Source organism: Ktedonospora formicarum (assembly GCF_016587355.1).
In the GTDB taxonomy this organism is placed as follows: Bacteria; Chloroflexota; Ktedonobacteria; order Ktedonobacterales; family Ktedonobacteraceae; genus Ktedonobacter; species Ktedonobacter formicarum.
The window spans coordinates 2,492,207-2,518,439 of sequence record NZ_BNJF01000001.1 but is presented as its reverse complement, the minus strand read 5'-3'; the positions used below and the strand labels follow the sequence as shown (position 1 = coordinate 2,518,439).

29 protein-coding genes and 3 pseudogenes are annotated in these 26,233 nt (G+C 51.5%); 25 read left to right on the top strand and 7 right to left on the bottom strand.

The genetic code is table 11. The features are described from left to right. The first annotated feature begins 17 nt into the window (after nucleotides 1-17). From rplN to K3T82_RS10725, 23 genes and pseudogenes are all read left to right on the top strand, one after another. The gene (gene rplN, locus K3T82_RS10840) at nucleotides 18-386 is read left to right on the top strand and encodes a 50S ribosomal protein L14 (RefSeq protein WP_220193485.1); all 369 of its coding nucleotides are present in this window, start codon (nucleotides 18-20) and stop codon (nucleotides 384-386) included. Between the two features lie 56 nt (nucleotides 387-442). Then, nucleotides 443-787, top strand: a complete 345-nt coding sequence (rplX, locus tag K3T82_RS10835; protein ID WP_220195098.1) for a 50S ribosomal protein L24 — start codon at nucleotides 443-445, stop codon at nucleotides 785-787. Nucleotides 788-792: 5 nt separating this feature from the next. Next, complete coding sequence (rplE, locus tag K3T82_RS10830) at nucleotides 793-1,335, top strand: 50S ribosomal protein L5 (RefSeq protein ID WP_220193484.1); 543 nt, start codon at nucleotides 793-795, stop codon at nucleotides 1,333-1,335. Between the two features lie 14 nt (nucleotides 1,336-1,349). Next, nucleotides 1,350-1,535: a type Z 30S ribosomal protein S14 gene (locus tag K3T82_RS10825; protein ID WP_220193483.1), complete on the top strand. Its 186-nt coding sequence runs from the start codon at nucleotides 1,350-1,352 to the stop codon at nucleotides 1,533-1,535. A 100-nt stretch (nucleotides 1,536-1,635) separates the two neighbouring features. Further along, entirely contained in the window at nucleotides 1,636-2,031 is a 396-nt protein-coding gene (gene rpsH, locus K3T82_RS10820; protein WP_220193482.1) for a 30S ribosomal protein S8, read from the top strand. Between the two features lie 12 nt (nucleotides 2,032-2,043). Beyond that, complete coding sequence (gene rplF / locus K3T82_RS10815) at nucleotides 2,044-2,619, top strand: 50S ribosomal protein L6 (protein WP_220193481.1); 576 nt, start codon at nucleotides 2,044-2,046, stop codon at nucleotides 2,617-2,619. Nucleotides 2,620-2,926: 307 nt separating this feature from the next. Then, complete coding sequence (locus K3T82_RS49855; protein WP_420799259.1) at nucleotides 2,927-3,475, top strand: 50S ribosomal protein L18; 549 nt, start codon at nucleotides 2,927-2,929, stop codon at nucleotides 3,473-3,475. A 47-nt stretch (nucleotides 3,476-3,522) separates the two neighbouring features. Further along, nucleotides 3,523-4,020, top strand: a pseudogene (rpsE, locus tag K3T82_RS10800) (30S ribosomal protein S5); the annotation flags it as partial. 186 nt (nucleotides 4,021-4,206) lie between these two features. Beyond that, nucleotides 4,207-4,392: a 50S ribosomal protein L30 gene (gene rpmD, locus K3T82_RS10795; RefSeq protein ID WP_220193479.1), complete on the top strand. Its 186-nt coding sequence runs from the start codon at nucleotides 4,207-4,209 to the stop codon at nucleotides 4,390-4,392. Beyond that, a pseudogene (gene rplO / locus K3T82_RS10790) lies at nucleotides 4,389-4,853 on the top strand (50S ribosomal protein L15); the annotation flags it as partial. The gene rpmD and the pseudogene rplO, both read left to right, overlap by 4 nt. A 206-nt stretch (nucleotides 4,854-5,059) precedes the next feature. Continuing rightward, nucleotides 5,060-6,391, top strand: coding sequence for a preprotein translocase subunit SecY (gene secY, locus K3T82_RS10785; protein ID WP_220193477.1), 1,332 nt, complete (start codon nucleotides 5,060-5,062; stop codon nucleotides 6,389-6,391). A 161-nt stretch (nucleotides 6,392-6,552) separates the two neighbouring features. Continuing rightward, a complete protein-coding gene (locus K3T82_RS10780) occupies nucleotides 6,553-7,212 on the top strand; it encodes an adenylate kinase (protein ID WP_220193476.1) in 660 nt (219 codons plus the stop codon). Between the two features lie 730 nt (nucleotides 7,213-7,942). Beyond that, nucleotides 7,943-8,161 carry a translation initiation factor IF-1 gene (gene infA, locus K3T82_RS10775; protein WP_220193475.1) on the top strand — a complete coding sequence of 73 codons (219 nt, stop codon included), beginning with the start codon at nucleotides 7,943-7,945 and terminating at the stop codon, nucleotides 8,159-8,161. 177 nt (nucleotides 8,162-8,338) lie between these two features. Further along, nucleotides 8,339-8,455, top strand: a complete 117-nt coding sequence (gene rpmJ, locus K3T82_RS10770; protein ID WP_220193474.1) for a 50S ribosomal protein L36 — start codon at nucleotides 8,339-8,341, stop codon at nucleotides 8,453-8,455. Between the two features lie 91 nt (nucleotides 8,456-8,546). After that, nucleotides 8,547-8,927 carry a 30S ribosomal protein S13 gene (gene rpsM / locus K3T82_RS10765; RefSeq protein ID WP_220193473.1) on the top strand — a complete coding sequence of 127 codons (381 nt, stop codon included), beginning with the start codon at nucleotides 8,547-8,549 and terminating at the stop codon, nucleotides 8,925-8,927. Nucleotides 8,928-8,945: 18 nt separating this feature from the next. Continuing rightward, on the top strand, nucleotides 8,946-9,344 hold the full coding sequence (gene rpsK, locus K3T82_RS10760) for a 30S ribosomal protein S11 (protein ID WP_220193472.1): 399 nt from the start codon (nucleotides 8,946-8,948) through the stop codon (nucleotides 9,342-9,344). Between the two features lie 25 nt (nucleotides 9,345-9,369). Then, nucleotides 9,370-10,002, top strand: a complete 633-nt coding sequence (gene rpsD / locus K3T82_RS10755; RefSeq protein ID WP_220193471.1) for a 30S ribosomal protein S4 — start codon at nucleotides 9,370-9,372, stop codon at nucleotides 10,000-10,002. A 200-nt stretch (nucleotides 10,003-10,202) separates the two neighbouring features. Continuing rightward, nucleotides 10,203-11,183, top strand: a complete 981-nt coding sequence (locus K3T82_RS10750; RefSeq protein ID WP_220193470.1) for a DNA-directed RNA polymerase subunit alpha — start codon at nucleotides 10,203-10,205, stop codon at nucleotides 11,181-11,183. A gap of 1 nt (nucleotide 11,184) precedes the next feature. Next, the gene (locus K3T82_RS10745) at nucleotides 11,185-11,811 is read left to right on the top strand and encodes a bL17 family ribosomal protein (protein WP_220193469.1); all 627 of its coding nucleotides are present in this window, start codon (nucleotides 11,185-11,187) and stop codon (nucleotides 11,809-11,811) included. 227 nt (nucleotides 11,812-12,038) lie between these two features. Beyond that, nucleotides 12,039-12,836, top strand: coding sequence for a tRNA pseudouridine(38-40) synthase TruA (gene truA, locus K3T82_RS10740; protein WP_220193468.1), 798 nt, complete (start codon nucleotides 12,039-12,041; stop codon nucleotides 12,834-12,836). Continuing rightward, nucleotides 12,833-13,303 carry a 50S ribosomal protein L13 gene (rplM, locus tag K3T82_RS10735; protein ID WP_220193467.1) on the top strand — a complete coding sequence of 157 codons (471 nt, stop codon included), beginning with the start codon at nucleotides 12,833-12,835 and terminating at the stop codon, nucleotides 13,301-13,303. The genes truA and rplM overlap by 4 nt, the downstream gene beginning before the upstream one ends. Before the next feature lie 69 nt (nucleotides 13,304-13,372). Beyond that, nucleotides 13,373-13,744: a 30S ribosomal protein S9 gene (rpsI, locus tag K3T82_RS10730; RefSeq protein ID WP_220195096.1), complete on the top strand. Its 372-nt coding sequence runs from the start codon at nucleotides 13,373-13,375 to the stop codon at nucleotides 13,742-13,744. A gap of 118 nt (nucleotides 13,745-13,862) precedes the next feature. Further along, on the top strand, nucleotides 13,863-14,717 hold the full coding sequence (locus K3T82_RS10725) for a DUF2785 domain-containing protein (RefSeq protein ID WP_220193466.1): 855 nt from the start codon (nucleotides 13,863-13,865) through the stop codon (nucleotides 14,715-14,717). 96 nt (nucleotides 14,718-14,813) lie between these two features. On the opposite strand, the gene K3T82_RS10720 is transcribed toward K3T82_RS10725, so the two are convergent. Beyond that, nucleotides 14,814-15,737 carry a branched-chain amino acid transaminase gene (locus K3T82_RS10720; protein WP_220195095.1) on the bottom strand — a complete coding sequence of 308 codons (924 nt, stop codon included), beginning with the start codon at nucleotides 15,735-15,737 and terminating at the stop codon, nucleotides 14,814-14,816. Between the two features lie 131 nt (nucleotides 15,738-15,868). Next, on the bottom strand, nucleotides 15,869-16,762 hold the full coding sequence (gene rocF / locus K3T82_RS10715) for an arginase (protein WP_220193465.1): 894 nt from the start codon (nucleotides 16,760-16,762) through the stop codon (nucleotides 15,869-15,871). Between the two features lie 377 nt (nucleotides 16,763-17,139). On the opposite strand from rocF, the gene K3T82_RS10710 reads away from it, so the two are divergent. Further along, a complete protein-coding gene (locus K3T82_RS10710; RefSeq protein WP_220193464.1) occupies nucleotides 17,140-18,834 on the top strand; it encodes a peptide ABC transporter substrate-binding protein in 1,695 nt (564 codons plus the stop codon). Between the two features lie 395 nt (nucleotides 18,835-19,229). Next, a pseudogene (locus tag K3T82_RS10705) lies at nucleotides 19,230-20,482 on the top strand (Glu/Leu/Phe/Val family dehydrogenase). Between the two features lie 90 nt (nucleotides 20,483-20,572). On the opposite strand, the gene recJ reads toward K3T82_RS10705, so the two are convergent. The 5 genes from recJ to K3T82_RS10680 form a co-directional block, all read right to left on the bottom strand. Then, nucleotides 20,573-22,456 (bottom strand): single-stranded-DNA-specific exonuclease RecJ, encoded by a 1,884-nt coding sequence (gene recJ / locus K3T82_RS10700; protein ID WP_220193463.1) that lies wholly within the window; start codon nucleotides 22,454-22,456, stop codon nucleotides 20,573-20,575. 65 nt (nucleotides 22,457-22,521) lie between these two features. Then, entirely contained in the window at nucleotides 22,522-23,760 is a 1,239-nt protein-coding gene (gene hemW, locus K3T82_RS10695) for a radical SAM family heme chaperone HemW (protein ID WP_220193462.1), read from the bottom strand. A 126-nt stretch (nucleotides 23,761-23,886) separates the two neighbouring features. After that, entirely contained in the window at nucleotides 23,887-25,311 is a 1,425-nt protein-coding gene (locus K3T82_RS10690; protein ID WP_220193461.1) for a peptidylprolyl isomerase, read from the bottom strand. Between the two features lie 150 nt (nucleotides 25,312-25,461). Then, nucleotides 25,462-25,752 carry a 30S ribosomal protein S18 gene (gene rpsR, locus K3T82_RS10685; protein WP_220193460.1) on the bottom strand — a complete coding sequence of 97 codons (291 nt, stop codon included), beginning with the start codon at nucleotides 25,750-25,752 and terminating at the stop codon, nucleotides 25,462-25,464. A gap of 21 nt (nucleotides 25,753-25,773) precedes the next feature. After that, nucleotides 25,774-26,184 (bottom strand): single-stranded DNA-binding protein, encoded by a 411-nt coding sequence (locus K3T82_RS10680; RefSeq protein ID WP_220193459.1) that lies wholly within the window; start codon nucleotides 26,182-26,184, stop codon nucleotides 25,774-25,776. Nucleotides 26,185-26,233 lie beyond the last annotated feature (49 nt).

Here is a 26,233-nt window from a genome sequence, read left to right as displayed (position 1 = left end):
AAGAGAGGGACGAACAAATGATTCAGCCGCAGACACGCTTGAAAGTTGCCGATAACACCGGCGCTAAAGAGATTATGTGTATCCGCGTGATGAGTGGTTCGGCCAAGCGCTATGCCGAGGTGGGCGATATTATCAAAGCCTCGGTCAAAGTCGCAGCTCCGAACGGACAGGTGAAGAAGGGCGATGTTGTGGATGCTGTGGTCGTGCGTGTATCTAAGGAATATGTGCGCCGTGATGGTTCACACATTCGCTTCGATGAGAACGCAGCAGTTATCCTGGCTCCCGGTAATAACCCCCGGGGTACACGCATCTTTGGCCCTGTAGCCCGCGAACTGCGTGAGAAGAACTTCATGAGACTGGTTTCACTCGCGCCAGAAGTGCTCTAACGAGGGGAAAGATGTCAGTAAAACAGAAAGAAAAGAAGCCCCTGCATCTTGCCAAGATGAACATTAAGAAGGGCGACACCGTCCTTATTATCACTGGTAAAGACAAGGGAAAAGAAGGAACGGTTTCGCGGGCGTTACCTCAGGTGAACAAGGTCATTGTTGAGGGACTGAATATCGCGAAGAAACACGTTCGCCCGCAAGGCCAGACGCGCCAGGGTGGCATCATCGAAAAGGCGATGCCTCTCCACGTCTCGAATGTCATGCTAAAATGCACCGAGTGCAATGAGCCAACACGTGTTGGTCATGAGCGCCGCCCGATGGGAGCCGATCAAAAGCTGCGCCCGGTACGTATCTGTAAGCATTGTGGCAAAGCTATTGAGGATCGGATGAGGAGTAGTTAAACATTATGGCCTCACGCTTGAAAGAAAAATATCGCCAGGAGGTCGTGCCTGCCCTGCAAAAGGAGTTTAACTACAATAATCCTATGCAGGTACCGACCGTCAATAAGGTTGTAATTAACATTGGCATGGGTGAAGTCATCCAGAATGCTAAGGCTATGGATGCCGCCGTCGCCGATCTGGCTACCATTACGGGTCAGCGCCCAGTCGTTACACGCGCCAAACGTTCAGTAGCTGCCTTCAAATTGCGCGAAGGTATGCCTATTGGCTGTATGGTGACGCTGCGCGGTGAGCGCATGTTCCACTTCCTTGACAAGCTGATTAATGTCGCGCTTCCACGCATCCGCGACTTCCAGGGCATCTCCGCAGACGCGTTTGATGGTCGTGGAAACTATACTCTGGGCCTGCGTGAGCAGCTCGTTTTCCCAGAGATCGACTACGATAAAGTAGACAAACTGCGTGGCATGGAAGTGAGTATTGTCACTACATCTCATACAGATGAAGAGGGGCGAAGACTGCTCGCGTTGATGGGCATGCCCTTTAAGAAGTAACGCTGGAGGGCGCGATGGCAAAATTGTCAATGATTATGAAGTCGCTGCGCAAACCCAAATTTGAGGTACGGCATCACAACCGCTGCCAGGTTTGCGGACGACCCCGTGGATATATGAGAAAGTTTGGCCTGTGCCGCATTTGCTTCCGCGAACGGGCGTTGCGCGGTGAGCTACCCGGCGTCACAAAATCGAGCTGGTAGTCTAAAGTCGCGAATTGTTCCTGATGAGCTTGATCGAAATGATGTAGGAGTACTACGTCTTGGTATCAAGTTGTTTGGGAAGCTTAGTGGAGGATATTCCATGAACATGACCGATCCCGTTGCGGATATGCTGACGCGCATTCGCAATGCGGTTACAGCACGACATACTCGCGTACTGATTCCGGCCTCGAAAATGAAGCTGGCAATCGCGCGCGTGCTAAAAGAAGAAGGCTATATTAAAGATATCGAGATCTTGAAGGACAACCCGCAGGGAACCCTGCGCCTGACACTGCGTTATGTGGACAAGAAGCCAGTCCTTACGCAGTTGAAGCGCGTCAGCAAGCCCGGACTGCGTGTGTATTCAAAACAGGCCGTGATTCCTCGCGTACGTGGTGGCCTGGGTATCTCGATAATATCGACACCCAAGGGTCTGATGACCGGTTCCAGCGCCTATAAGCAGGGTGTTGGCGGCGAAGTCATCTGCTACGTTTGGTAGAGGGAGGCTAGAATGTCGCGTATTGGACGTGCTCCTATCACCGTCCCACAAGCGGTGCAGGTGAACTGGACTGAGAATAACTTCGTGACGGTGAAGGGACCAAAGGGGGAACTTACACGCCAGATAGATCCCGCCCTTCAGCTCAAGCTGGAAGATGGGTCTCTTACGTTGAGCCGTCCCTCTGACAGCAAGGAGCATCGCTCGAAGCATGGCCTCTATCGCACTCTGATCAATAACATGATTGTGGGTGTGACAAGCGGCTTCACCAAGATGCTTGAGATTCACGGCGTGGGCTATCGCGCCGTGCAGCAGGGGAAAGACCTGATCTTCTTGGTTGGTTATTCTCACCCTGTTCAGGTATCTGCCCCTGAGGGCATTACTCTCAAGATTGAGGGTAATGATCCCGCCACCAAGGCGAGCAGGGTCAGCGTTTCTGGCATCGATAAGCAGGAAGTTGGTCAACTTGCTGCGAACATTCGCCGTATCCGTAAGCCTGAGCCTTACAAGGGCAAAGGTATCCGTTATGCCGGCGAGGTTGTTCGCCGTAAAGCGGGTAAGGCCGGTAAGGTTGGCGGTAAGAAGAAGTAAATAGCGTTATATATCGCTAGAGAAGGCATCCGGGAGGAATCTCGCAGAGTCCTCCCGGTACCTATTGCAAGAACCAGGGTAGAGTTTGCTATACTTTTCTCTGGGAGATGCAATTTGAGGTTGTATCTGGTTCCAAATGAGAACGTAAGACGCGACGCGAGGGCTGAACCAGGGAGACGTAGTGCCGACCACGTATTCCAAGTCCCTCAATCGCGCATTTCGAAGAAAGGGGATGGGCAGAGTACTGTTACCTGTGTCCTTCCGGTAAAGGAAGAGCAGATAGCATAATCGTCTCTGTTCACGTATCATGATTAAGAAATTTCATGCCAATCAGGCAAGGCTGCGGCGGCACCAGCGAATTCGACGCCACCTCGAAGGCTCAGAGACTCGCCCCCGCTTGAATGTATTCCGTAGCGGACAACACATCTACGCTCAGGTTGTAAATGACGCCACCGGTATTACACTGGTATCGGCCTCCTCCCTGGACGAGACGTTACGCAATTTCGAGCTAGTTGCTCCTAAGCAGCCTGAGAAACAGGAGAGTGCTCCTGTTGTAGTGGAAGAGCAGGCAAATGAGGCGCCAGCCGCCAGCGGCAAAAAGGCTGCGAAAGGTGGCCGCGCTACTGCTACCATGGTAGCAGCTCCCAAGAAAGAGAAAAAGTCTCAGCTCGAACAGCTCGCAGGCATCGCAGACAACCGCAAAGTTGCTCTGGCGCGCGAAGTTGGAAAACTGGTGGCTCAGAGAGCGCAGGAAAAAGGTGTGAAGCAGGTTGTCTTTGACCGTGGTGGCTATGCATACCATGGCAGAGTCGCAGCACTCGCTGAAGGTGCTCGCGAGGGCGGCCTGGATTTCTAGGGCTACGAGTGATCCAATGAGCCTTTTAAAAAGGCATGAGGAGTATTATGGCAAGAATTGATGCTTCAAAACTAAACCTGGAAGAGACTGTGGTTGAAGTAAGCCGCGTCTCGAAGGTGGTGAAGGGTGGCCGACGCTTCAGCATTCGTGCCCTGGTGGTTGTCGGTGATCGCAATGGATATGTTGGCTACGGTTTCGGTAAGGCCGCTGAATATACAGAAGCTATTCGCAAAGCTGTCGAGGATGCGAAGAAGCACCTGGTTCAGGTACCACTCTCTGGAACCACGATTCCTTACCTGGTGAAGACGAACTTCGGTGCATCCGAGGTATTGCTCAAGCCAGCCGCCCCTGGTACTGGCGTGATTGCTGGCGGCGCGGTTCGCTCCGTTATGGAAGCCGCCGGTGTTCGTGACATTTTGACGAAGACCTTGGGCAGCACGAATAAGGCAAATACTGTTCAAGCATGTGTGAAGGCACTGCGTGAGCTGCGTTCTCCCGATGCAGAGGCCGCACGCAGAGGCAAAACCGTTGTTGAAATCCTTGGCAAGAAGCGTGCTGAATTGCTCGCCGCTGCGGCTGCGAGCGCGGCTGAGCAGGCTGCAGCGGCCCGCGCTGCTCGCGAGGAAGAGGCACGTGAGAGTCGAGCCGCAGCCGGTGCCCGTCGCGGCGGCGGCGAACGCCGCGAACGCCGTGGTGGTGGCGGTGGCGAGCGCCGTCGATAGGAGTAAGCAATGGCAAAACTACGTGTGAAATGGGTAAAAAGCGCAATTGGTTACCCAAAAGACCAGAAAGAAACCATTCGTGCGCTGGGCTTGCGCAAGCTTCAGCAAACCGTTGAGCATAACGACCAGCCCGCAGTGCGCGGTATGATTCGTAAAGTCAATCATCTAGTGCTGGTTGAGGAGACAGTCGAGTGAGCCTACTAAACCTTTCCAATTTGCGGCCAGCTGCTGGTTCGCATAAGACCGAGAAGCGCGTTGGGCGCGGTCACGGCTCCGGTCGTGGCAAGACTGCCGGTCGCGGTACTAAAGGTCAGAAGGCCCGCACGGGTGGACGAGTCAATCGCTCGTTCAACGGTGGGCAGACTCGCCTTAATAAGCGTTTACCTTTCGTTCGCGGCTTAGGTAATGGAAATCCACTTTTCCGCGATGAATATACTATAATTAATGTTGCTGATCTTGAGCTGTTTGAGGCTAATGCTCAGGTGACCCCTGAGGCACTGGTTGAGAATGGGCTGATGACCGCTGCCCAGAGTCGAGGCCTCATCAAGATTCTTGGCAATGGTGAGATTGATCGTGCGCTGTCTATTCGTGCGCACAAGTTCTCGGCGAGCGCAAAAGAGAAGATTGAGGCTGCTGGCGGTAGCATCGAGATTATCGAGCGCAAAGTATACGAGAAGACGAAACGTCGTAAGGACGAGAAGCCAGCGGCAGAGCAGGGCGCGGGGGAGTAATCCCCACGACCCGGCCCTTTCGTTACAACGACCTGAGAGTCTGTCCTTCATTCTTCTCCATCAATGCAAGATCCCCTATATAGTGGTAAGCAGCGCGATACGAGAGGATTGAATGCCGGAAGGAGGCTCCCATGTGGGAAAAGCTGCGTAGTATCTGGACTGTCCCCGACCTGCGCAAAAAGATACTCTTTACGTTGGCAATGTTGATTGTGTGTCGCATCCTGGCACATATCACCGTGCCTTTAACAGGCCCCGAACATAAGGCCCTTATTGATCTCTTCAATAGCGGCAAGAACGTCGGCCAACTGTTGGGTTTGCTTGATGTGTTTTCTGGTGGATCATTGCAGACTTTCTCGATTGTCGCTCTGAGTGTCTACCCCTATATCACTGCTACAATCGTAATGCAGCTGTTGCAGCCTATCATCCCAGCTCTGCAAAACTTGTCAATGCAGGGTGAGGCTGGTCGTCTGCGCTTCAGTCAGATCACACGCATTATCGCCGTCCCTCTTGCCTTCTTACAGGCTTTTGGACAGTGCGCTCTGTATCAACAGCAGCATGTGCTGACCAATTTCAACCTGTTTGACCCTAAATATGCCCTTCAATCCTTCGCCATTTTGATCACCCTGACAACCGGTGTGATGATCCTGGTGTGGATTGGCGAGTTGATTACGGAGAACGGCATCGGTAACGGTATCTCGCTGGTTATCTTTGGCAATATTGTCAGCCGCCTTCCTCAGTCGGTGCAGCAAGGCTACGTCTCCGCAACTAGCGGTGGTGGTAGCGGTAGCGGCATCGTGAGTATAGGCGTCTTTTTGATAATCGGCCTGGTCACGATTATTGGCATCGTTTATATCTATATGGGTCAGCGACGTATTCCGGTACAGTATCCTACAAAGCGCACCGTTGGACGCAATATGCTGGTAGGCTCTGCACAAACGACCTATATTCCGATGCAGGTAAATAGCGCGGGTATGATTCCGCTCATCTTCGCTCAGTCGATGATGCTCTTCCCGTCTGTCATTTCACAGTATTTGACCACTAGCTCCACCCCCTGGTTAGCAGGTGCCGCAACCTGGGTTGCGACCTATCTAGTGAATACCAAGCTCTGGTGGTACTGGGCGATCTACTTTGTGATGGTTGTCGCGTTTACCTACTTCTATGCCTACGTTATGTGGCAGCAACAAAACATCCCAGATAACCTACAGAAACAAGGCGCATTCATTCCGGGTTATCGCCCCGGACAGCCTACGAGCGACTACCTGTTCGCGATTCTCAACCGCATTACACTGGCAGGTGCGTTGTTCCTGGGCATTATAGCTGTTCTACCCTTCGTGGCGAGCATTGGTGGCAACCAGTTGCTCGGAAGTGCCTCGCTACTGATTGTAGTTGGCGTCGTTCTGGATACCGTGAGACAGCTTGAATCCCAGATGGTGATGCGTAACTATTCTGGTTTCCTGTCTTAAGGGAGTGAAGCCGCCAGGCAGTGGCTGTTTCACTGCACTTTCATAATTGGCATCGAGGGGCATGGCAGCGGTTGTCAGTGGTCCGTGTGGGAGAATGTCTATCATGTTTTTATGGGAGTGCAACGGCGCACTCCCTGTCATTTTTCCGTCGGAGGAAAAACGTGAACATTATCCTGATCGGTGCTCAAGGGTCTGGTAAGGGAACACAAGCTGAGAAGCTTTCCACAACACTCAATATTCGCCATGTGGCGAGTGGCGACCTGTTTCGGAAAGCGATTGGTGACCAGACTGAATTGGGTCTCAAGGCGAAAAAGTATATTGATGATGGGAAACTCGTTCCAGATGAGATTACCATCGCCATGGTTCTTGATCGCTTACAATCGCCAGAGTGCGCTAATGGCGTGCTGTTAGATGGCTTTCCCCGCACCATTGCCCAGGCCCAAGCATTGGATAGAGGATTAAATGAGGTAAACAAGTTGGTGGATTGCGCGATATACCTGGAGGTTCCACGCGCTGAGCTACTCAAGCGTCTCTCCGGCAGATATATCTGCAAAGCTCATCAGCATGTATATAATATCGAAAGCAATCCTCCCCAGGTTCCGGGGATCTGCGATATCGATGGTAGCGAGCTGTATCAACGCTCCGATGACCGGGGCGAGGCTATACAAAAGCGCCTGGATATCTTTTTCAGTGAAACTATTCACCTGCTCGATTATTACGAGGGTCAGCAAAAGCTGGTAAAGGTGAATGGAAATCACAGCATCGAACAGGTGCAAAAAGACCTGACCATTGCCATCATTGAACGCGCTGGTCAGCATTAAATAATCTGTTTGCGCCAGTCGGAATGCTCAGATAGCTACGCTCTCGGTTTGGAAACTGGCTTGGCTGACATTCTGACTGACTAGTGACTATTCTGAAGACGGCTTGCAAAAGCGGTTGGCGTACCTATGATACTGCCTGAGATGCTTGTTGATCCTTCTAGCGTTGGTTCAAAGGGCATACATCCCCTGTTGAAGAGACTCTGCTTTTCTGCTAAAAGTAGGACTCACTGGGCTATGGTGGTTACTAAATCGGGCCTTATACGTCGGTACACGAAGAATAGAGTACATTACCTTGTATGCCAATCTGACTGCGAAGGGTGTGCATTATATCAGTTGTAGAGGCTGAGGGCTAAGGAAATTCTGGTTCAAAGAATTACCCTCTCGACTTCCTACAGAATGTATGCTATAATTCGTAGTTGGCTGCAGCAGTACATACTGCTGCCCTTTTGTACTTGTAAGAGTATAAAAGTTTTAGCAGAGCGAATACACTTAAATGGGATAAGAGTCACAAGCGGTGCCCAGGAAGTAAGCTTGGGGACACCGTTATGTGTGCCTGTTGAGAGGCTTAAGCGAAAATGTGTCTGTCATTATCCGCCTAGCGGATGGCCGTCCTCTCTCTCAGATGCATTTGATAGAGGCGATAAACGCGTGCTGGCTGCCACGTGTGTGATGATCCATGTAAGCCATGAGCAGGAGAGAAACATGTCCCGCCGATCAGGGAAAGGATGCTATGCCAAAAGATGAAATAGCTGTCGAGGGTACGGTATTAGAGGCCCTCCCCAATGCCATGTTTAAGGTAAAAATAGACGAGCAACATGAAGTCTTGGCTGTCCTCTCAGGGCGCATTAGAATGAACTTCGTGCGTATCGTTCCAGGTGATAAGGTACGAGTAGTGCTGTCCCCGTACGACCTGAAGCGAGGCCGCATTACATGGCGCGTTAGGGGTTGATGTGGAGGTAGGCATCCTTCTTTGTTCCCAGGGATCCCTGTGGCCCAGACAGGTGTTTCGAACGCAGATAGGCGCAGTAATGAGGGTAGCACATAAAAGCAAGCTGAAAGCAGGTTGTCATGCCCTCTTGTGCCTGGAGTATTGTTAGCAACTCAACATTCTTGAGGAGAGCAAGTCATGAAAGTGCGCGCCTCGGTCAAGCCACGCTGTGACGGGTGCAAGATCATTCGTCGCCATCGCGTGGTTATGGTGATATGTAGTAAAGATCCGAAGCATAAACAAAAACAAGGCTAAAATGGCATAGAGAGTTTCCCCTTCCTCCGCCCGAATGTAACCTCTAGTGGTGGGCAAGTGGAATGCGGGGAACTCGAAGCTGGAGGGAAAGATGGCAAGAATTGCTGGCGTTGACATTCCACGCGAGAAGCGTGTGGAGATCTCGCTGTGCTATATCTTTGGAATCGGGCTTACCACAAGCAAGAAGATTCTAGCAAAAACAAGAATTAACCCTGATACTCGCGTCAAAGACCTGACTGAAGAAGAGGTAAACCGCCTACGTGAAGTCATTGACCGCGAACACAAGGTTGAAGGTGATCTGCGCCGCGAAGTAGATATGAACATTAAGCGGCTGATCGATATTGGCTGCTATCGTGGTCTACGCCATCGTCGCAATCTTCCGGTGCATGGTCAGCGCACTCGCACGAACGCGCGTACCCGCCGTGGGCCGAAAAGAACAGTTGCCGGCAAGAAGAAGGCCGGTAAGAAGTAACATCGGGAGAGAGAAAGCATGGCAGACAAGAAGAAAGTTACTGGCAAAGTCAGGCGGCGTGAGCGGAAGTCTGTGCCGCGTGGTCAGGCTCATATTCAGGCAACATTCAACAATACGATTGTGACCCTCACCGATCCCAATGGGAACGTGATTTCCTGGGGAAGCGCTGGCGCGCAGGGTTTTAAGGGATCGCGCAAGAGCACCCCGTATGCGGCTCAGGTAACCGCAGAATCCGCCGCACGGCGCGCGATGGATCATGGCCTCAAACAGATCGATGTCTTCGTCAAGGGACCTGGATCTGGTCGTGAGGCTGCTATTCGCTCGCTTCAGGCTTCGGGCCTCTCGGTCACTTCGATTACCGACGTAACACCTATTCCGCATAATGGCTGCCGCCCGCCCAAACGGCGTCGTGTATAGCCTGGGATTTGAGGAGGATATATAGATGGCGCGTTATACCGGCCCGGTCTGCAAACTGTGCAGGCGTGAGGGGGTAAAACTATTCTTGAAGGGCGACAAGTGTATTCAGAATTGCACACTTGAGCGCCACAATCGCAACACTCGTCCTGGCCAGCACGGTACCAGCCGCGCGCGTAAAGAGTCCGGTTATGCCAAGCAGTTGCGCGAGAAGCAACGAGTACGTCGCACCTATGGTGTGCTGGAACGTCAGTTTAGCAAGCACTTCGTTGCCGCTGCTCGCCGCCCTGGCAAGACCAGCGAGAATCTGCTCCAGATTCTAGAGATGCGTCTTGATAACCTGGTGTACCGCATGGGCTTCGCTGATTCGCGTGCTCAGGCTCGCCAGTTGGTCAATCATGGTCACTTCGTTGTTAATGGCCGCAAGACAGACATCCCATCCTTTATTGCTAAGCCGAATGACGTGATTGCAGTGCGCGATTCCAGCAAGGGCTTGGAGTACTTCAAGCAGCGTTCGCTTCTGCTGACTCAGAAGGGTATTCCTACCTGGCTGCGCCTGGACGTTGATGCGTTGACTGGCCGTGTACTGTCACTGCCTTCACGCACGGATCTCGAACTGCCCTTTGACGAGCAGATGGTCGTCGAGTACTATCAGCGTTAACACGTTGAGTTGCGGTGGGTCGATCCCTGGGCGGCGCTCCTTCGTGGAGCCGCTTGGGGCATAGCACTCTTGGACTACCGCCATTCGTGGCGCCTCCCCTTCCAGTGCGTGCTCCTGAGGCTGCGGTAATGCAGCAAACCTGGGAGAGAGAGCACGCTTGCGGATGGATAGTGGTAGAAAAAGAAAGGCAGGTTTGAACCTTGCTAGATATTACTCTGCCTCGTATAAAAAACACCAAAACACAGGGTAATTATGCGAGTTATGATATCGAGCCATTAGAGGCGGGGTATGGCCAGACCCTGGGCAACGCGCTGCGACGTGTGTTGCTGTCATCGCTGCCTGGCGCAGCTGTGACCTCTATTCGGATTGAAGGGGTTCAGCACGAATTTCAGGATGTCACTGGCGTTCTGGAGGACGTGACCGATATCGTCTTGAATATCAAGAAATTGCGCCTGCGCAGTTTCTCCGAGCATCCTGTAACGATGCGCGTAGAGGTTAGTGGCGAGCGCGAAGTCACAGCAGCCGATATCGTTGCCCCTAGCACGGTCGAGATCGTCAATCCAGAATTACATATCGCGACTCTGGATAACGATAATGCTCATCTGGATATGGAACTGGTGGTGGAGAGTGGCCGCAGCTATGTTCCCGCTGACTCGAAGGAAGATCAACCGATAGGGGTTATTCCCGTCGATGCGATCTATACGCCAGTTCAGAAGGTTAACTATACGGTTGAGCACACCCGTGTAGGCCAGATGACGAACTACGATAAGATTGTGCTGGAAATCATTACTGATGGCACAATTACGCCGGATGAGGCATTGCGCCAGAGCGCGGATATATTGGTACGGCATCTTTCTCTGCTCGCCAATTATCGTGCGTCTCTGCCAGAACCAGAAAATGCTCCTCTGAGCAGCTTGCCCATTCCGCAGAAGATATATGATACGCCGATTGAGGAACTTGACCTCTCGGTTCGCGCCTATAACTGCCTGAAGCGTAGCAATATTACGAAAGTGGGCCAGGTCCTTTCGATGAATGAGGAAGACCTGCTGGGCGTGCGAAACTTTGGTGAGAAGAGTTTGCAAGAGCTTCGTGAGCGCTTACTTGCTCGTAACTTCTTGCCTAATCCGCGCACAAGCGCAGTTGGTGCCGACGTAGACGGCGACCACGAAATGGAGGAATGAGTTGAGGCACCGAATTGCCGGAAACCGGATGAATATGCCTGAGCCGCGCCGTCGTGCCGCGCGCCGTAGCCTGATGGCTGGCTTGATTCGGTTTGACCGTATTGAGACGACAACCTCGCGCGCGCAGGCTATTCGCGGCGAAGTGGAAAAGCTGATTGATACCGCTGTCAAAGGTCGTCAGGCTGCTCAAAGTCACCTGGCGAAGGTTGTAAGCGATAAAGAGAAAGCTGAACAGATTCTCGCGTTTGCACGCAAAGGTCGCTTCTCGTTGGATGCGAAAGTTGCAAGCAATGAAGAACGCGCTGCTCAGTCAAAGGCTCCCTTGACCGATAAGGGCCGCAAGTTCCTGGAACAGAAGCTCAAAGATCGTCGCGAGGAACTCCTACAGATCATATCGAATGAGTCTGAGGCGAAGAAGGCGCTGGAGGCTGCGTACCAGTCGATGGTTATTGAGCTGCATGCTCGCCGTAAGATCTTGAGCGCTTTGCCGGATGAGCTGGTCGTAAAGAAGATGTTTGAGGAACTGGCCCCTCGCTACGCTGGCCGCCCAGGTGGCTATACTCGTAGCACGAAACTTGGACGACGCAAGGGCGATGCGGCCGAAATTATACAGATTGCCCTGGTATAATTGACCCGCTAAGTGTACACATGGTGTACCTGGTGCGTTTGTTACTCCTAACTCGAAAACCTGAGTGTGTCAGTGCGCCATACCACCTTCGGGTGGTGCCCTCTTTAGCAGGTAGGTTTTCGCATTAAGACTTTAGCCACTGAACGGTATCTGGTACCTGGTATTTGTACCTGGATCTAGACCTAAAGGCGTACATAAACGTACGAAAAGCTGTACTTTTTAAACGTATGATTATTGGATGCGGTATTGAGTATGATGGCACCGAGTACCATGGCTTTCAGCGCCAACGCGCGGATCATGGTCCTACAGTGCAGGGAGTGTTGGAGAAAGCCATCGCGAAGATTTGTGGTGTGCAGACCACTGTCTATGGTGCGGGGCGTACTGACGCTGGTGTACATGGCAGCGGTCAGGTGATCCACTTCCATACAGCATCGCGTTTGACCTCTGAGGTTTGGTTGCGAGCACTCAATGCCGTATTGCCCGGTACGGTTGTGGTTCGCTGGGCGAGTGAGATGCCACAGGGTTTTCATGCTCGCTACAGCGCGCAAAGTCGTTCCTATCGCTATACGATCTGGAATGCGAATATACCGACGGCATTGCGAGCTCGCTATACCTATCATTGCGCACGTACGCTTGATGTGGCATTGATGGATGAAGCTTGTCGCTTTCTGCTGGGACGAAAGGATTTTGGAGCCTTTGGGCATAGCCCTGATGACTCAAATCCGCAGAAGCCGGGACCACATCATTGTATTCGTACTATGCTAGAGGCCCGCTGCTTACGTGATAGTCAGCAGACGGAGCTTGTCTATTGCGACTTTACTGCGGACGCCTTCCTCACGGGGCAGGTTCGTAGGATGGTTGGAACCTTGCTCCTGGTTGGACAGCAACGGCTGAGTGTTGAAGCATTTGCTGATATTGTGCAGCGAGCGGAGAAAACGCACCCTGGTTCAGCGGCCCCCTCACATGGGCTGTGTCTGGTACGGGTTGAGTATCCTGAAAAATTTGGAGTTAATTGGACAAAATGAATAAGACATATAGCGCCAAGGCCGCTGATCTGCAACCCAAGTGGTATGTTATCGATGCCGAGGGGCAGGTGTTGGGTCGCCTGGCATCACAGATCGCGCAGATCTTGCGTGGGAAGCATAAACCAACATTTACCCCGCATATGGATAGCGGCGACTTTGTCATCGTGATTAATGCGGATAAAATTGCTGTGACCGGTAAGCGCATGGAGCAGAAGGTGTACTATCGTCACACCCAGTATCCAGGCGGCTTAAGACAGCAGACCTTGCGTCAGGTTATCGAGGGTAAGTTCCCTGAGCGCGCTCTTGAGCATGCAGTGCGCGGTATGGTTATGCACAATCGCCTCGGCAAGCAGGTGATGAGCCATCTAAAGATTTATGCTGGCCCCACACATCCACATGAGGCCCAGAAACCTGTGGTCTGGACAGGTCCTGAGGCTCTCTTGCAGCAGACCACCGCTGCGAAGTAAAGAAGAGGAGAATTTACCTTGGCTGAAATCACTAAAAGTGAAACAATCAAAGGTGAGTACTACTATGGCATGGGTCGGCGCAAGACGGCGGTAGCCCGCGTACGCCTCTACCCCAATGGCGATGGTAGCATCACCGTTAACGGCAAACCCGCTCAGCAATACTTTGGGATAGGTGAGACACACCTCGCCACCATTTCTAGCCCTTGCCGCGAGATTAATCTGGGCAACTACACGATTACCGTTCGTGTCGTTGGCGGCGGTACTAGCGGTCAGGCTGGCGCGATTCGCCACGGCTTGGCTCGTGCTCTGGTACGCATGGATGCTGAGAACAAAGCTGCCATGCGCAAAGCTGGCTATCTGACTCGCGATCCTCGCATGAAAGAAAGAAAGAAGCCAGGCCTCAAGCGCGCACGCAAGGCTCCACAGTACACGAAGCGCTAGTTCCTCTATTGCGTTTCATGCATCTGTTGGAAACAAAAATTTATACCCCTGCTGGAAGTCTTTCGGCAGGGGTCTTTTTCTGCCAGCACGGTGCTATCGATTTAGTTGAGGAGAAAATATGATGGAGAAAGCCTTCTGGCTGGAAATTGCCGCCAATGAGTATACGCTTCCTTCCGGTTTCTCTGCCTCTGAACTGTTGCCAGAATTACTAGAAAATTTAGGCTCGATTAATTCAGATCTGCGCGAACATGCTTATATGACTCTGGCTTTATGGATAGAGCGCGATTGCCTGTATACCTCAGAAGAGCTTTATAGCGTGGCTGCACAACTTCGTTCCAATCTGCGTCTGGGTTTGGGTGAAGAGGGAACTGATAGCGTCTTTTTGCGCTCCTTCTCGCTCCTCGTTCTCAATAATGTAGTGGATTACGATAACGCGCACCCTTTCTTACAGGAGCAGGATGTGTTGGAATGGTTAAAAGAAGCATTAGCCTACTATCAGTCTGAGCGCGATTTGAGAGGCTATGTTTCTGTGAAGGGATGGGCGCATTCGGTTGCCCATGGAGCTGATCTGTTGCTGGCTTTTGCGCACAATCGATATGTGCATCAACTTGAGCTTGAACATATTCTGGACGTAGTTGCCTGGCGTATTACAGCACCAGCACATGAAGTTTTTATTGACCGTGAAGATGAACGGCTAGCGGTTGTTGTGTTTGAGGCCCTGAGCCGCGAGCTTCTCCCTATGTCTTTTCTCCAGCAGTGGATACAAGGCATCGTTAAGCCAGAGGGGCGCAAGCCATGGAACGAAGCTTTTAACGTTGATGAAGAAAATCGCGCCTTTTGTAACACACGCCAGTTTCTAAATGGACTATATTTCCAGTTGTTACTGAGGAATAAGCAACCCGCAACGAGCGCTTCCTTGCGAGAGGTGCTTGTGCAGGCTATTCGCGAACTGGGCCCTTATTTTTATGAATAAGTTCTTTGCGGTGCTTTTTGCATAGATGTGCCAGGATCCTTTTAATAAAAGGATCCTGGCATATGTTTTGTGCCGTTTATAAGCGCCTGGAGCGCTTTATTTGGGGTAGACTGGTGTACACCACTGGGGACTATATTCAGGGTGCTTGCCGCGTACGATATCGAAGTAGAGCTCCTGTAATTTACGGACAACTGGACCAACTTTGCCGCTGCCAACAGGACGATGGTCAATCTCAATAACAGGCGCAATCTGCGCGCCTGTGCCACAGAGAAAGATCTCGTCTGCTAGATAAAGTTCTGTGCGGTCAACCTGGCGCTCACGAGTAGGAATACCGAGTTCATGCTCGGCGAGCCTCATTGCCGTATCGCGAGTAATGCCGAGGAGAATATTTTCTGTGGGAGATGGTGTTATGAACTCACCATCGCTATAGAGGAAGATGTTTTCCGCGCTTCCCTCGGAAACGTTGCCTTCGTGAGTGAGCATGATGGCTTCATCGAAACCATTTTGCAGGGCGTCGGACTTGGCGAATGCCGCATTGACATAGCTACCACAGATCTTGGCCCGTGCTGGCATAGCGTTGTCGTCGATGCGACGCCATGATGAGACACCACAGCGTAGGCCTGTAATTTCAACATAGTTTCCCAGAGGTTCGGAAGTAAGAATGTATTCGTCGTGAAGCCCTTGTAAGGTAACTCCAATGATCTGGTCACCTTTGTAGGCAACTGGACGCAGATAGACATCTTCGCGCTGCCCATTACGACGAACCAGCTCAGTGCTAATATCTATCAATTGCTCCACGGTGTAGGGGAGATGGATATGGAGGATTTTGCAGGAGCGGAGTAGGCGCTCATAATGTTCGCGTAGGCGGAAGAGGTATACTTGCTGTTCCTCTTCGTTCCAGTAGCCGCGAATGCCCTCAAAGCAACCCGTACCATAGGCGAAGGCATGTGTGCGTACCGAGATCATACCTTTGTCAGCGGTTATGAACTCCCCATTCATAAACAATTCTTTTGCGTTCATCATGTTGCAACAATGAGAGGCCACATTGCCTCTCATTGTTTCCTCCTTTTCTGGGGTAATAAAGAGTGTCTATTTACGTTTTTATGCTATAAATGCTCTTATCGCATGGCATCAAATATGATCTCTTGTGATTAGAGAATCTTCTTGCCTAGAGCAGAGAGTATGAGTTCAACTGCCAGAAGAGCTGTGGCATTCTCCCGGTCGAGGATCGAATTCACTTCTACAACGTCCATAGACACCATGCGCTTGGAGTCATTGACCATTTCCATTGCCAGGTGAGCTTCTCGATAACTCAATCCACCTCGTACAGGAGTTCCGACGCCTGGGGCTTCACGTGGGTCGAGTGAGTCCATATCCAGGCTGAGGTGAATGGGATGGTTCTCGCGTCCAGCGATTGTAATGGCGCGGTTCATGATGTCTGAAATGCCATAGCGATCTACTTCTGACATCGTGTATACATGGACCTTGTGCTTGCGTAGAAGTGCCTGCTCGCCAGGATCAAGATCTCGAGCTCCAACAATAACGATATTCTCCGGATTTAGCTTGGGGGACCAGCCTCCAATATTGACCAGGCTGGGATGACCCTGACCCGCTAATGCAGAGAGAATCATGCCGTGAATATTACCAGAAGGGGTGGTTTCTTCGATATTAAAGTCGCCATGCGCGTCGACCCATATGACACCAACATCTTTATGAACGGCGGTGACACCGCTGATAGAGCCGAGCGCCATGCTGTGATCCCCACCTAGGATCAAGGGGAATTGCTCGCTGCGCAGCGTTTCAGCTACAACATTTGCAAGCTCTTCCGAGACCTGTACGATTGGCTCAAGGTATTTGAGCTTGGAATCACCAGTTGGCTGACTTTCTGGTTGAGGGACATGTATATTGCCAAAGTCAGAAACTGTATGACCTAGCGTACGTAAATGCTCATGTAGACCCGCATAGCGGATGGCACTGGGGCCAATATCGACGCCGCGCCGGTCTGCGCCTAGATCGATGGGCGCGCCTATAACACGGATATGCATAGGAAAAACCTCATGTTTAGCGTTGAAGGCTAATCTCTCTCCACGTTTCTGAATTCATTATAGTCCCCCTCTTGAGGTTTGTCTATGCCAGCAATCTCTCTCTGATATCAACTGAAAAGCACCTTAACAGCTCCCACGCGGATATCTTGAATGAGGGGGCTTGAGCTCCGTAGGCGCGCATGTGCTTCCCGCTTCTGAATGGCTCTGGCATATATATACCAAACTGGTCAGCACTGAGTCAGCTGTACTATACTATGGGGAGCGCATCTTGTTATAAATATGTTCACACCAACAGCCGTTCTGCTAAAGGCCCTGAGCCTGATAGCTGGTATGGCTGATTTAGATACATCCTGAGGAGAAGAAAGTGAGGTTTCTGGATGCAGCATCGCGCTCCCTATCAGAAACGGTTGTCGCGACCCATTCCCGTTTCTCCCAGGGTGGTTGAGGAGCGACGAGACTTTATAATGCTGGCTCTCCTCCTTACCGCCCTTATGCTCACTCTAGTGGCGTGCAATAGCGGCAACACTACCGGGACGCCAGCGAATAGCACTCCACTGAGCCAATCTACCCAGGTACTCAAATTCCCAAATGTTGGTACCGAAGATGTGGCGACCCTTGATCCGGCTCAAGGACCAGATGAAAACAGTGCACAAGCCATTTCTATGCTTTACAGTGGTCTGGTCCGTATGGATGCGAACTTGCAGGTGATTCCTGATCAGGCAACATGGCAGCTGTCTGATGATAGAAAAACTTATACTTTTAAGCTGAATCCCGATGTTCAGTTCTCGGATGGCTCCCCGGTGACTGTGCAGTCCTATATCTATAGCTGGACGCGTGCCCTGTTGCCATCGACGGCTTCACCTATTGCTAGTACCTTTGAGGGGCCAATTGTGGGCTCTGAAGAGGTTGCTCAGGGCAAGACAAAAGTGCTCAGTGGTTTGAAGGCTATAGACGACCATACTCTGCGCGTGACTCTGAAGGTGCCAGCTCCCTATTTCCTTTCCATGCTTACAAATCCGCTTTTTGCCCCTCTCAATCAACAGGTAGTTGAGAAGTATGGAGAGAAGAGTTGGGCACAGAAGGCCCTGGGTGAGGGGATTGGGACTGGCCCATTTATTGTACATGAGTGGCAGCATAATGTGAAAATGGACCTGGAGCCCAATAAGTATTATTATGGCAAGAAAACGCATCTCTCCCGAGTTGAAATGTTTTTCGTAAATGATGTATCAACAGCTTTTAAAGCCTATCGTGCTGGACAATATAGCTTTATCTGGAAAATTTCTCCTCAGGATCAGATAACCGCGCACGGTATTCAGGGCTTCCGTAGCCAGTCGCGTTTGCAAACCGATATGTTGTTCTTCGATAATACGCAACCTCCTTTTGATCGTTTAGAGGTACGTCAGGCGTTCGCTTACGCGCTTGATAAAGAGAAGCTGACCACCAATGTGCTCAAGAATGCGGCGTTACCTGCGGATACCATCATTCCGCCGGGTATGCCAGGTTACCAGCCTGATTATAAGGGTCTAGCGTATGACCCTGCTAAGGCGAAGGCTTTATTCCAATCGGTGTATCCCGATGTTCATCAGGTGCCACCTATCACTTTCTCATATCCTAATGCTCAAGTCTCTCCTTTAGAGGCACAGGCACTCCAGAATATGTGGCAAACAACTCTTGGTGTGCAAGTCAAGTTACGCTCTGTTGAGGTGACAGCTTATAACGATGAGACGGCGAAGAAGCTGATCCAGTTTGGCTTTACACAGTGGAGCGCCGATTTTCCCGACCCCTATAACTGGCTCTATGTGAACCTGCTTTCGACTGCTGATAATAATAATGGCCAATGGAAAAACGCTGAATTTGACCAGACTGTTCAGGAAGCAGAGACCAGGACAGGGAGTGAGCGCATTGCTCTCTATAATAAGGCTGAACAGATCGCGATCACCGATGTTGGCTGGCTTCCTCTTGATCATCTCTCGCTGGCGGCTGTTATTCCTCCCTGGCTTCATGGCGTGACTCTGAACGCGAATGGTCTCTATTTCGGTGATTGGTCTGATGTTTCTATTTCTCAGCATTAGATGATGCCTTTGCCTGCAAACTGCGTGGCGTTTTTCTGCGAATGAAGTTCCGTTTTGTAAGGTTCATGAGCTCTGTCAGTAGGAAGTGCACATGAAGAGCATTCAGGAAGTATACGAGACATACAAAGATGACAGAACTAAGTAACGCCTTTCTTGAAAGCACGAAACGCAAGTGCTATACTGAGGGCATGTTTGGATGCACATTTATCCCGTCCACTACTGGGCGGGATTTCTCTTGACAAATAGCATGCATAAACTGAAGATCGAGATTCTTGATTTTAAATCTCTATTAAAATGTGTGTCAGGTATCTTTCTCTATAGAAGCAAAGATGCTTCACATGCGATGATGCTACCTGGTCGAATGGTCGACTAATACCAAGGAGGTTACAAAAACAATGGTTGTTGAGCTTGTCAATCCCTATGACGTGGCGATTCATCAATTTGACGAGGCGGCTGAGAGACTGGGGCTTTCCCAGGCTATGCGCGCCATCTTGCGCAAGCCCAAACGTGAACTGATTGTCAATTTCCCTGTCCGTATGGATAACGGTGATGTCGAGATGTTCACCGGTTATCGTGTGCAGCATAATATCAATCGTGGACCAGCTAAAGGTGGCATTCGTTATAGTCCGGCTGTCTCACTTGATGAGGTGCGTGCGCTATCGATGTGGATGACCTGGAAATGCGCGGTTGTCGATATTCCCTTTGGTGGCGCGAAAGGTGGCGTCATTTGTGATCCCCATAAGATGTCTAGTGCGGAGCTTGAGCGCTTGACCCGCCGTTATACGACTGAGATTTCTCTCCTCATAGGCCCCGATAGTGATATCCCTGCCCCCGATATGAACACCAATCCTCAGATTATGGGTTGGATTATGGATACCTATTCGATGCATCGCGGTTACTCAGTTCCGGCTGTCACCACTGGCAAACCTCTGGCAATTGGTGGTAGCGAAGGCCGATTAGAGGCAACGGCGCGAGGGGTGCAGGTTGTGGCGCGTGAAGCTATGCGCGATAAGGGCATGAATCCTGAAGATTGCTCGGTTGTCGTGCAGGGATTTGGTAATGTTGGTGGTATAGCCGCCCGCCTACTGCACGAAATGGGTTGTCGCGTGGTTGGTATCAGCGATATCTCAGGGGACTGTATAATCCAAAGGGCATTGATGTTCCTGCGGCGATGCGTCATTCTCGCCGATCTGGCAGCCTGAAGGGATATGAAGAGGCTGATGCCGTGACGAACGCGGAACTGCTAGAATTGCCCTGTGATGTTTTGATTCCTGCTGCGTTGGAGAATCAGCTAAACGAACGGAATGCGGCACGTATCAAAGCCAGCCTGATCGTTGAAGCCGCGAATGGCCCAACCACGACGGAGGCTGACGAGATTCTGAATGATATGGGTGTGACTATTATTCCTGATATCCTGGCAAACGCAGGTGGTGTGACTGTCAGCTATTTTGAGTGGGTGCAGGATTTACAGCGCTTCTTCTGGGCCGAAGATGAGATCAATAGCCGTCTGGAGATGATTATGCGGCGCTCCTACCAGGCTGTACGGGAGAAGGCGTTAGAGCAGGATGTGAATATGCGCCTGGGAGCGTACCTGCTAGCCGTGGCACGCGTCGCCGAAGCGACCGAGATTCGCGGCGTTTACCCCTGAATCTCACACGCTTTGTTATGGGAGAGCGAGGTGCCCAGGTTATTGCTATTGTTGGTAACTTGGCCACCTCACTCTTATTGTAAGTCGTAATCAGTGTGCCTCGTATGGCTCGACATCAAGCAGCTTGAGGCGTACATTTTGTGTGGCGTTATCATCATACACTTCAAGATGGAAGATGATATTGATGGCGGGAGTGCTCGCCAGATCGTTGATGCGTGCGGCTCCTCGCACCAGTGTCCCCTGTACCATCGTTGCTGAACCTGGTTGTTCCAGGCGCAGGCTAAGATTCTGCCGCTCTCGCCCTGAGGTCCACTTGCTGCGTATGAGGAGATTCTTCATTTTGAAGACGGGCTCTGGATTGCCAGCCCCAAAGGGAGAAAGTTGGCGAAGCTCGTGATAAAGCTCGGCATTGAGACCCTGAAGGCGGAGGCGCTCAAATTCCAGATCAATCATATGCGTTGGTGACGTCTCTTCGCTTTCAGGCTCGCTTTCCGTAACTACACCTGTTTGATCTGGCAGGCTGGTACCGTCAATCTGGGCTGGTATGCTGGCTCCACCATTTTCTTTCCATTTGATCAGATGATCATGTAGGCGCTCGATGGCGTCGCTCTGAATAGTGAAGCCTGCCGCTTGGGCATGCCCTCCATAACGTTCAAATCCTCCATCGAAGCCACGCAGGGCCTCAATAATATTGAACCCTTTCTGGCTACGTGCTGAACCACGACTATGCCCTAATTTAGGATCATGGCTCAGAACCAGGGCTGGTTTCTGCAACTCGTCTGCCAGCTTACCCGCGACGAGGCCAATAATGCCTTCATGCCATTCATCGCCACCTACCAGTACCACAGGTCGCTCAGATTGAAGCTGGGCTTGCACTCGAACGTCACGCATCAATTCTTCTGTTACCTGCTGTCGCGAGATATTGAGGGCGTCGAGCCTGGAAGCGATACGCGCTGCCTCTTCGGCATCATTGGTCGTGAGCAAATCGAAAGCGATGAGGGCACTTTCCATGCGCCCGGCTGCGTTGATACGTGGCGCGATGGCGAAGGCGATGTCGCGCTCACGTATCTTACCCAGTTGAAGCGTTGTGCGCTTAATTAATTCTTTAAGACCTGGATTGTTTGTCCGATTAAGTAGCTCCAAGCCGAGGCGTGCCAGGGTGTGATTTTCACCAAGTAAGGGCGCGATATCCGCGATGGTTCCAATTGCCGCTAGGTCAAGCAACTCCTGTTCCTCAGCCAGAGAGCGTTGATAGGCCCGGTAGAGAGCTTGCACCAGCTTGAAAGCGATACCTGCTCCACAGAGATAGCGTTCGCTATATGTTTCATTTGGATAGGTACAATCAGAGCGCCAGGGATTGACCATTGCAAAGGCCTGAGGTAATTGATCTGGGGGACGATGATGATCTGTAATAATGACATCAATGCCCAGGGTGCAGGCTTCTTCTACCTGCTCTACATCGGAACTGGCGCAATCTGTTGTGATGATAAGCTTTGTGCCTCGTTCCTTGAGCATAGTGAGTGCGCCCGAATTAAGGCCACAACCGTCGTTTTGACGATGAGGGATATGAGATGAGAGTAACTCTTTGGGATGCCCGAGCGTGCGTAAGGCGCGGTAGAGGAGCGCGGAGGAGGTAACGCCATCGGCATCGTAGTCGCCGTAAACAGTGATATGCTCATGTGCTTCGAAGGCCTTGCGGATGCGTTGAACTGCCTTGGGCATATCAATCAGGCGGTAGGGATCGTACAGAAAGGTCTCCGGGTGATCAACGAAGTTCTGTTGATCATAGAGATCTGCATAGCTTGCGTAGCGAAAACGCTCCATTTCTTCGCGCGTCTGGAGACCACGATTGTAAAGTAATTGCGCGCGAATGCGCTCATAGACGTTAGTCGCGCCCAGTCGCGCGAATTCGGGACCTGAAAGCTGGCGATAGAGTTCCCATGAGGTGGTATGTGAACTATCCTTATGGGTCATGGTGTCGTCTCCTTTTCTTACTCCTTATGAGAAAACCTGAGCGGCATTGGTGTTCGCATAAGACCTTAATCGGGCAGTAGCCGGAGAAAGACCTCATTGCCAAGCAGACGCCCATGTTGGCTCAGGCGTAGCCAGTCGCCATCCTGTTCCAGCAGACCGGCTTCGGCGACGACGCGCAGGCGATCACCTACGAACTGTGAGAAAGGCTGTGAGAAGCGCTTCTCAAAGGTTGGTAGATGAAGCCCCATAGCTGTACGTAGGGCTAGGAAAGAGGTTTCCGACATTGCCTGGGGCGTATTGACCTCTTCACGTTCCGCTACTGGTATTTCGCCACCTTTCAGGCGTTTGATATAGGTTTGCGGGTCGCGCTCGTCGGTATAGCGCTCATTGGCGAAGAAGGAAGAAGCTCCCGCTCCCATACCAATGTATGGGAGATTCTGCCAGTATGTCAAATTGTGACGGCTATGGTGACCAGGTAAGGCCCAGTTTGAGATCTCGTAGTTTACATAGCCTTCTTTTCGCAAAAGCTCATCCGCGTATTCATACATGTCCGCACAGAGGTCTTCGTCGCCGGGTGTAATGCGTTGTTCATGTACCCATTTGTAGAAGGGCGTCCCCTCTTCAATAATGAGAGAATAGAGCGAGAAGTGCTCTGGATGTAGGGAGAGGGCTTTGTCTAATGTCTCACGCCAGTGCTGCATTGTCTGGTCAGGTAGACCAAACATAAAGTCCAGGTTGATAGAGGTGAAGCCTGCTGCGCGTGCATATTGAACAGCCTGGGTAATCTCATCTGGATTGTGAATACGTCCTAGCTTTTTGAGTAGAGCGGCATCGTAGCTTTGTGCGCCCATGCTTAGACGGTTGATCCCAGCGGCGCGAATGCCTGCCAGTTGTTCTTTATTCAATGTGCCTGGATTGGCCTCTAACGTAATCTCGGCATCCTGGTCAACCGCGAATGCGTTCTGGCAAGCCGTGAGTAAACGGGAGATCTGTGCAACTGTTAAGAGGCTGGGGGTTCCGCCCCCAAAAAAGATTGTGCGTGAGCGTCGTGGTTGACCCTCTATTGTGTGAGCTTGCTCACCTGCTAGTTCAATCTCTTTGAGGAGCGCGCGTACATAGGGTTCGCGCAGAGGGAGTATGCCAGCGTATGTGTTGAAGTCGCAATAATAGCAGCGTGTATGGCAGAAGGGAATGTGTAGGTAGAGCGATGCCGTTTCGAGAAGCTGCTCAACGGGTTCGGTGCGCAGAAGCTCTTGTGGAAGTATTTCACGTTGCTGGGTTGTTGCGGGTACGAAGCTGGTCATGGTAAAAAGTCTAACCTCGATTGAGTGGACATAGACGATAGGCTAAGGTCCTGGATGAAAATTCTGCTAGGTAATGAATAAAAAAGAGTGTAGCCTGAAACTGCAATTCCAGGCTACACTGGAACGTTAGCCGCCAAGCGTTGGGTTCTGCTGCGACGGTGGTGATGATGGGACGTCTGATGGTATATTTGAGCTGTCGAGGATGGTATCAAGATCAACAGCAGTGATCTTTGAGCCAAGGCGCGCCTTCTCTTTCACAATCCAGAGTTCGAGCGCGCTGGTCTGGAGATCCTGAAGTTTCTTGCTATCGACTTCCTTTGACTGCTCAATGCCAGTGACTTGCACGATATGGAAGCTACCTGCGTCGGAAATGATTGGGCTCAGTTCGTTGACTTTTCGTGCTGGATCGAAGAGCCAGTTATCAACCGCACCGCCGACTTTCTGGGTATAGTCGAGCGCGTACTGTCCAGGAGCCATCCAGCCGAAGTCCCCACCTTTGGTATTGGTGTTTGTGTCTTTTGACATCTCTTTCGCCACCTTGGCAAAGTCTTCGCCCTTCTTCAAGCGATCCAGCGCTTTCTGGGCATTATCCTTCGTATCCAGGGTTAGCCCACGGGCCTGAACCTGATAGGAAGGTGACTTGTCAAGAGAGGCCAGGTATTTCTGCATATTCGCGCGGCGCACTTGAACGCCAAGCATCGCGCGTATATCCTGATCCGATACGCGGTCTTTGTCCAGGAATTTCTGGTACTTATCTCCATCTGTCTTGGGAATTGCGTTCTTGAAGTCTTTCAAAGCTTGCTCAATGGCGCTGGAGCTTGGCTCGACCTGTGCGCGCACGGCATTGTTCTGCTTGGACTCCCACTGACGGATGAGCACGTCCTGCTGGAGCCAATCGGCGCTATCATTAGCGACCTGAGATTGAGTGTAAAGCTGTTGCTCGTTGGGGATCTGATTGGCAGTGATATCGTTGTTCTTGGCGTCTAAAGCATCTTTTTGCTTCTGTGTATCCTGCACCTTAGTCTTGGCGTCGTTGAGCTGCTTTTCCAGATCGGCGCGTTTGGCGCTCTCGTCTGCCTTTAGACCCGCAATCTGCTTATTGAGATCATCGATTTGTTTATTCGTCGCATCGATGGTTTTCTGTAGATCGGATGATTGCTTGGAGAGGGTATCGCTTTGGGTCGTCAGGCTTCCGATTTTATTAACATGAAGCTGAGCTTGTAAAGCCGCCATTTTGCGGTAATCGCCCAGGTGGATAGCTTCGCCATTTACGGAGGTAATAGTATGATTAGGGATCAAAATGTTCAGGTTAATCCACGCGTAGGCAATAGTGCCTATGATTGCCAAAGCAACAAGGGAGGCGAGGACCCAGATAGAGCGGCGCTGTAAGTGAGTTTTCTCAGTACGAGAAAGATGGCCTCCCCAACCAAAGATAAGTGGTTTGCCGTCGCGCCGAGCTTCAACATGCGCCGTTTGCTTGGTGTATCTGCGAGATCTTGTCGGGCGCGTGGACTTGGGTTTATTCGGGCGACGCGCTGTCTGACTATTCATCAATACCTCCAGCGGAGGACATCCAATGGATATCCAGGACTGAACTATGAGGGAGTACCGGGAGTAAAAAAGTGAAGTTAAGATATCCGATTGTGTTATGCGCCACACGTGGGCCACTCCTCAAAGGAGGGCCCACATGGGTTCCTACAATTACATACCGCGAATGTGCTCGGCGGTGTAGGGAAGCAGAGCCATATAGCGAGCCTGCTTAATCGCTGTGCTCAAACCGCGCTGGTGCTTGGCACAGGTGCCAGTTTTGCGGCGTGGTTCGATCTTGCCACGATCCGAAACGAAGCGCTTCATAAAGCGGCTTGCATCTTTATAGTCGATCTCACGAACATGATCATGGCAGAATTGACAAGTTTTGCGGCGGGAGCCACGCTCACCGCGCCCACCTTCGCGGCGTGGGCGAGGAGCGGATGTGTCAGAACGTCTCTGCACTGCGAATCTCCTTCTATAACATTAGAAGGGATGTTCGTCCAGATCTCCCAAATCGTCGTTGCTGTAGTTGCTGGAGCCACCAGTAGACGACCCAACGGGCTGTTGATTCTTGGGAGTGAGCATCTCCATATCGGTCAGAGTTACCTCGATGGACTGGCGCTCGATACCTTCTCTGTCGGTATATTTGCGCTGACTCAAGCGTCCTTCGACGTATACTTTAGAGCCTTTATGGAGGTACGTGTTGCATGTCTCGGCGAGCTGGCGCCAGGCGACAATGCGGAACCAGTCTGTCTCACGCTCACGCTCACCGCTACTATTGCGGCCAACGACGCGATTGACGGCAAGGCTAAACTTGGTAATCGCTGTGCCATCTGATAGGTAGCTCATCTCTGGGTCAGTGCCCAGATTCCCGATCAACATAATCTTGTTCATATCTCAAACAAATCCTTTCGCCCGAAAACTGCCCGACTTCTTGATTGAG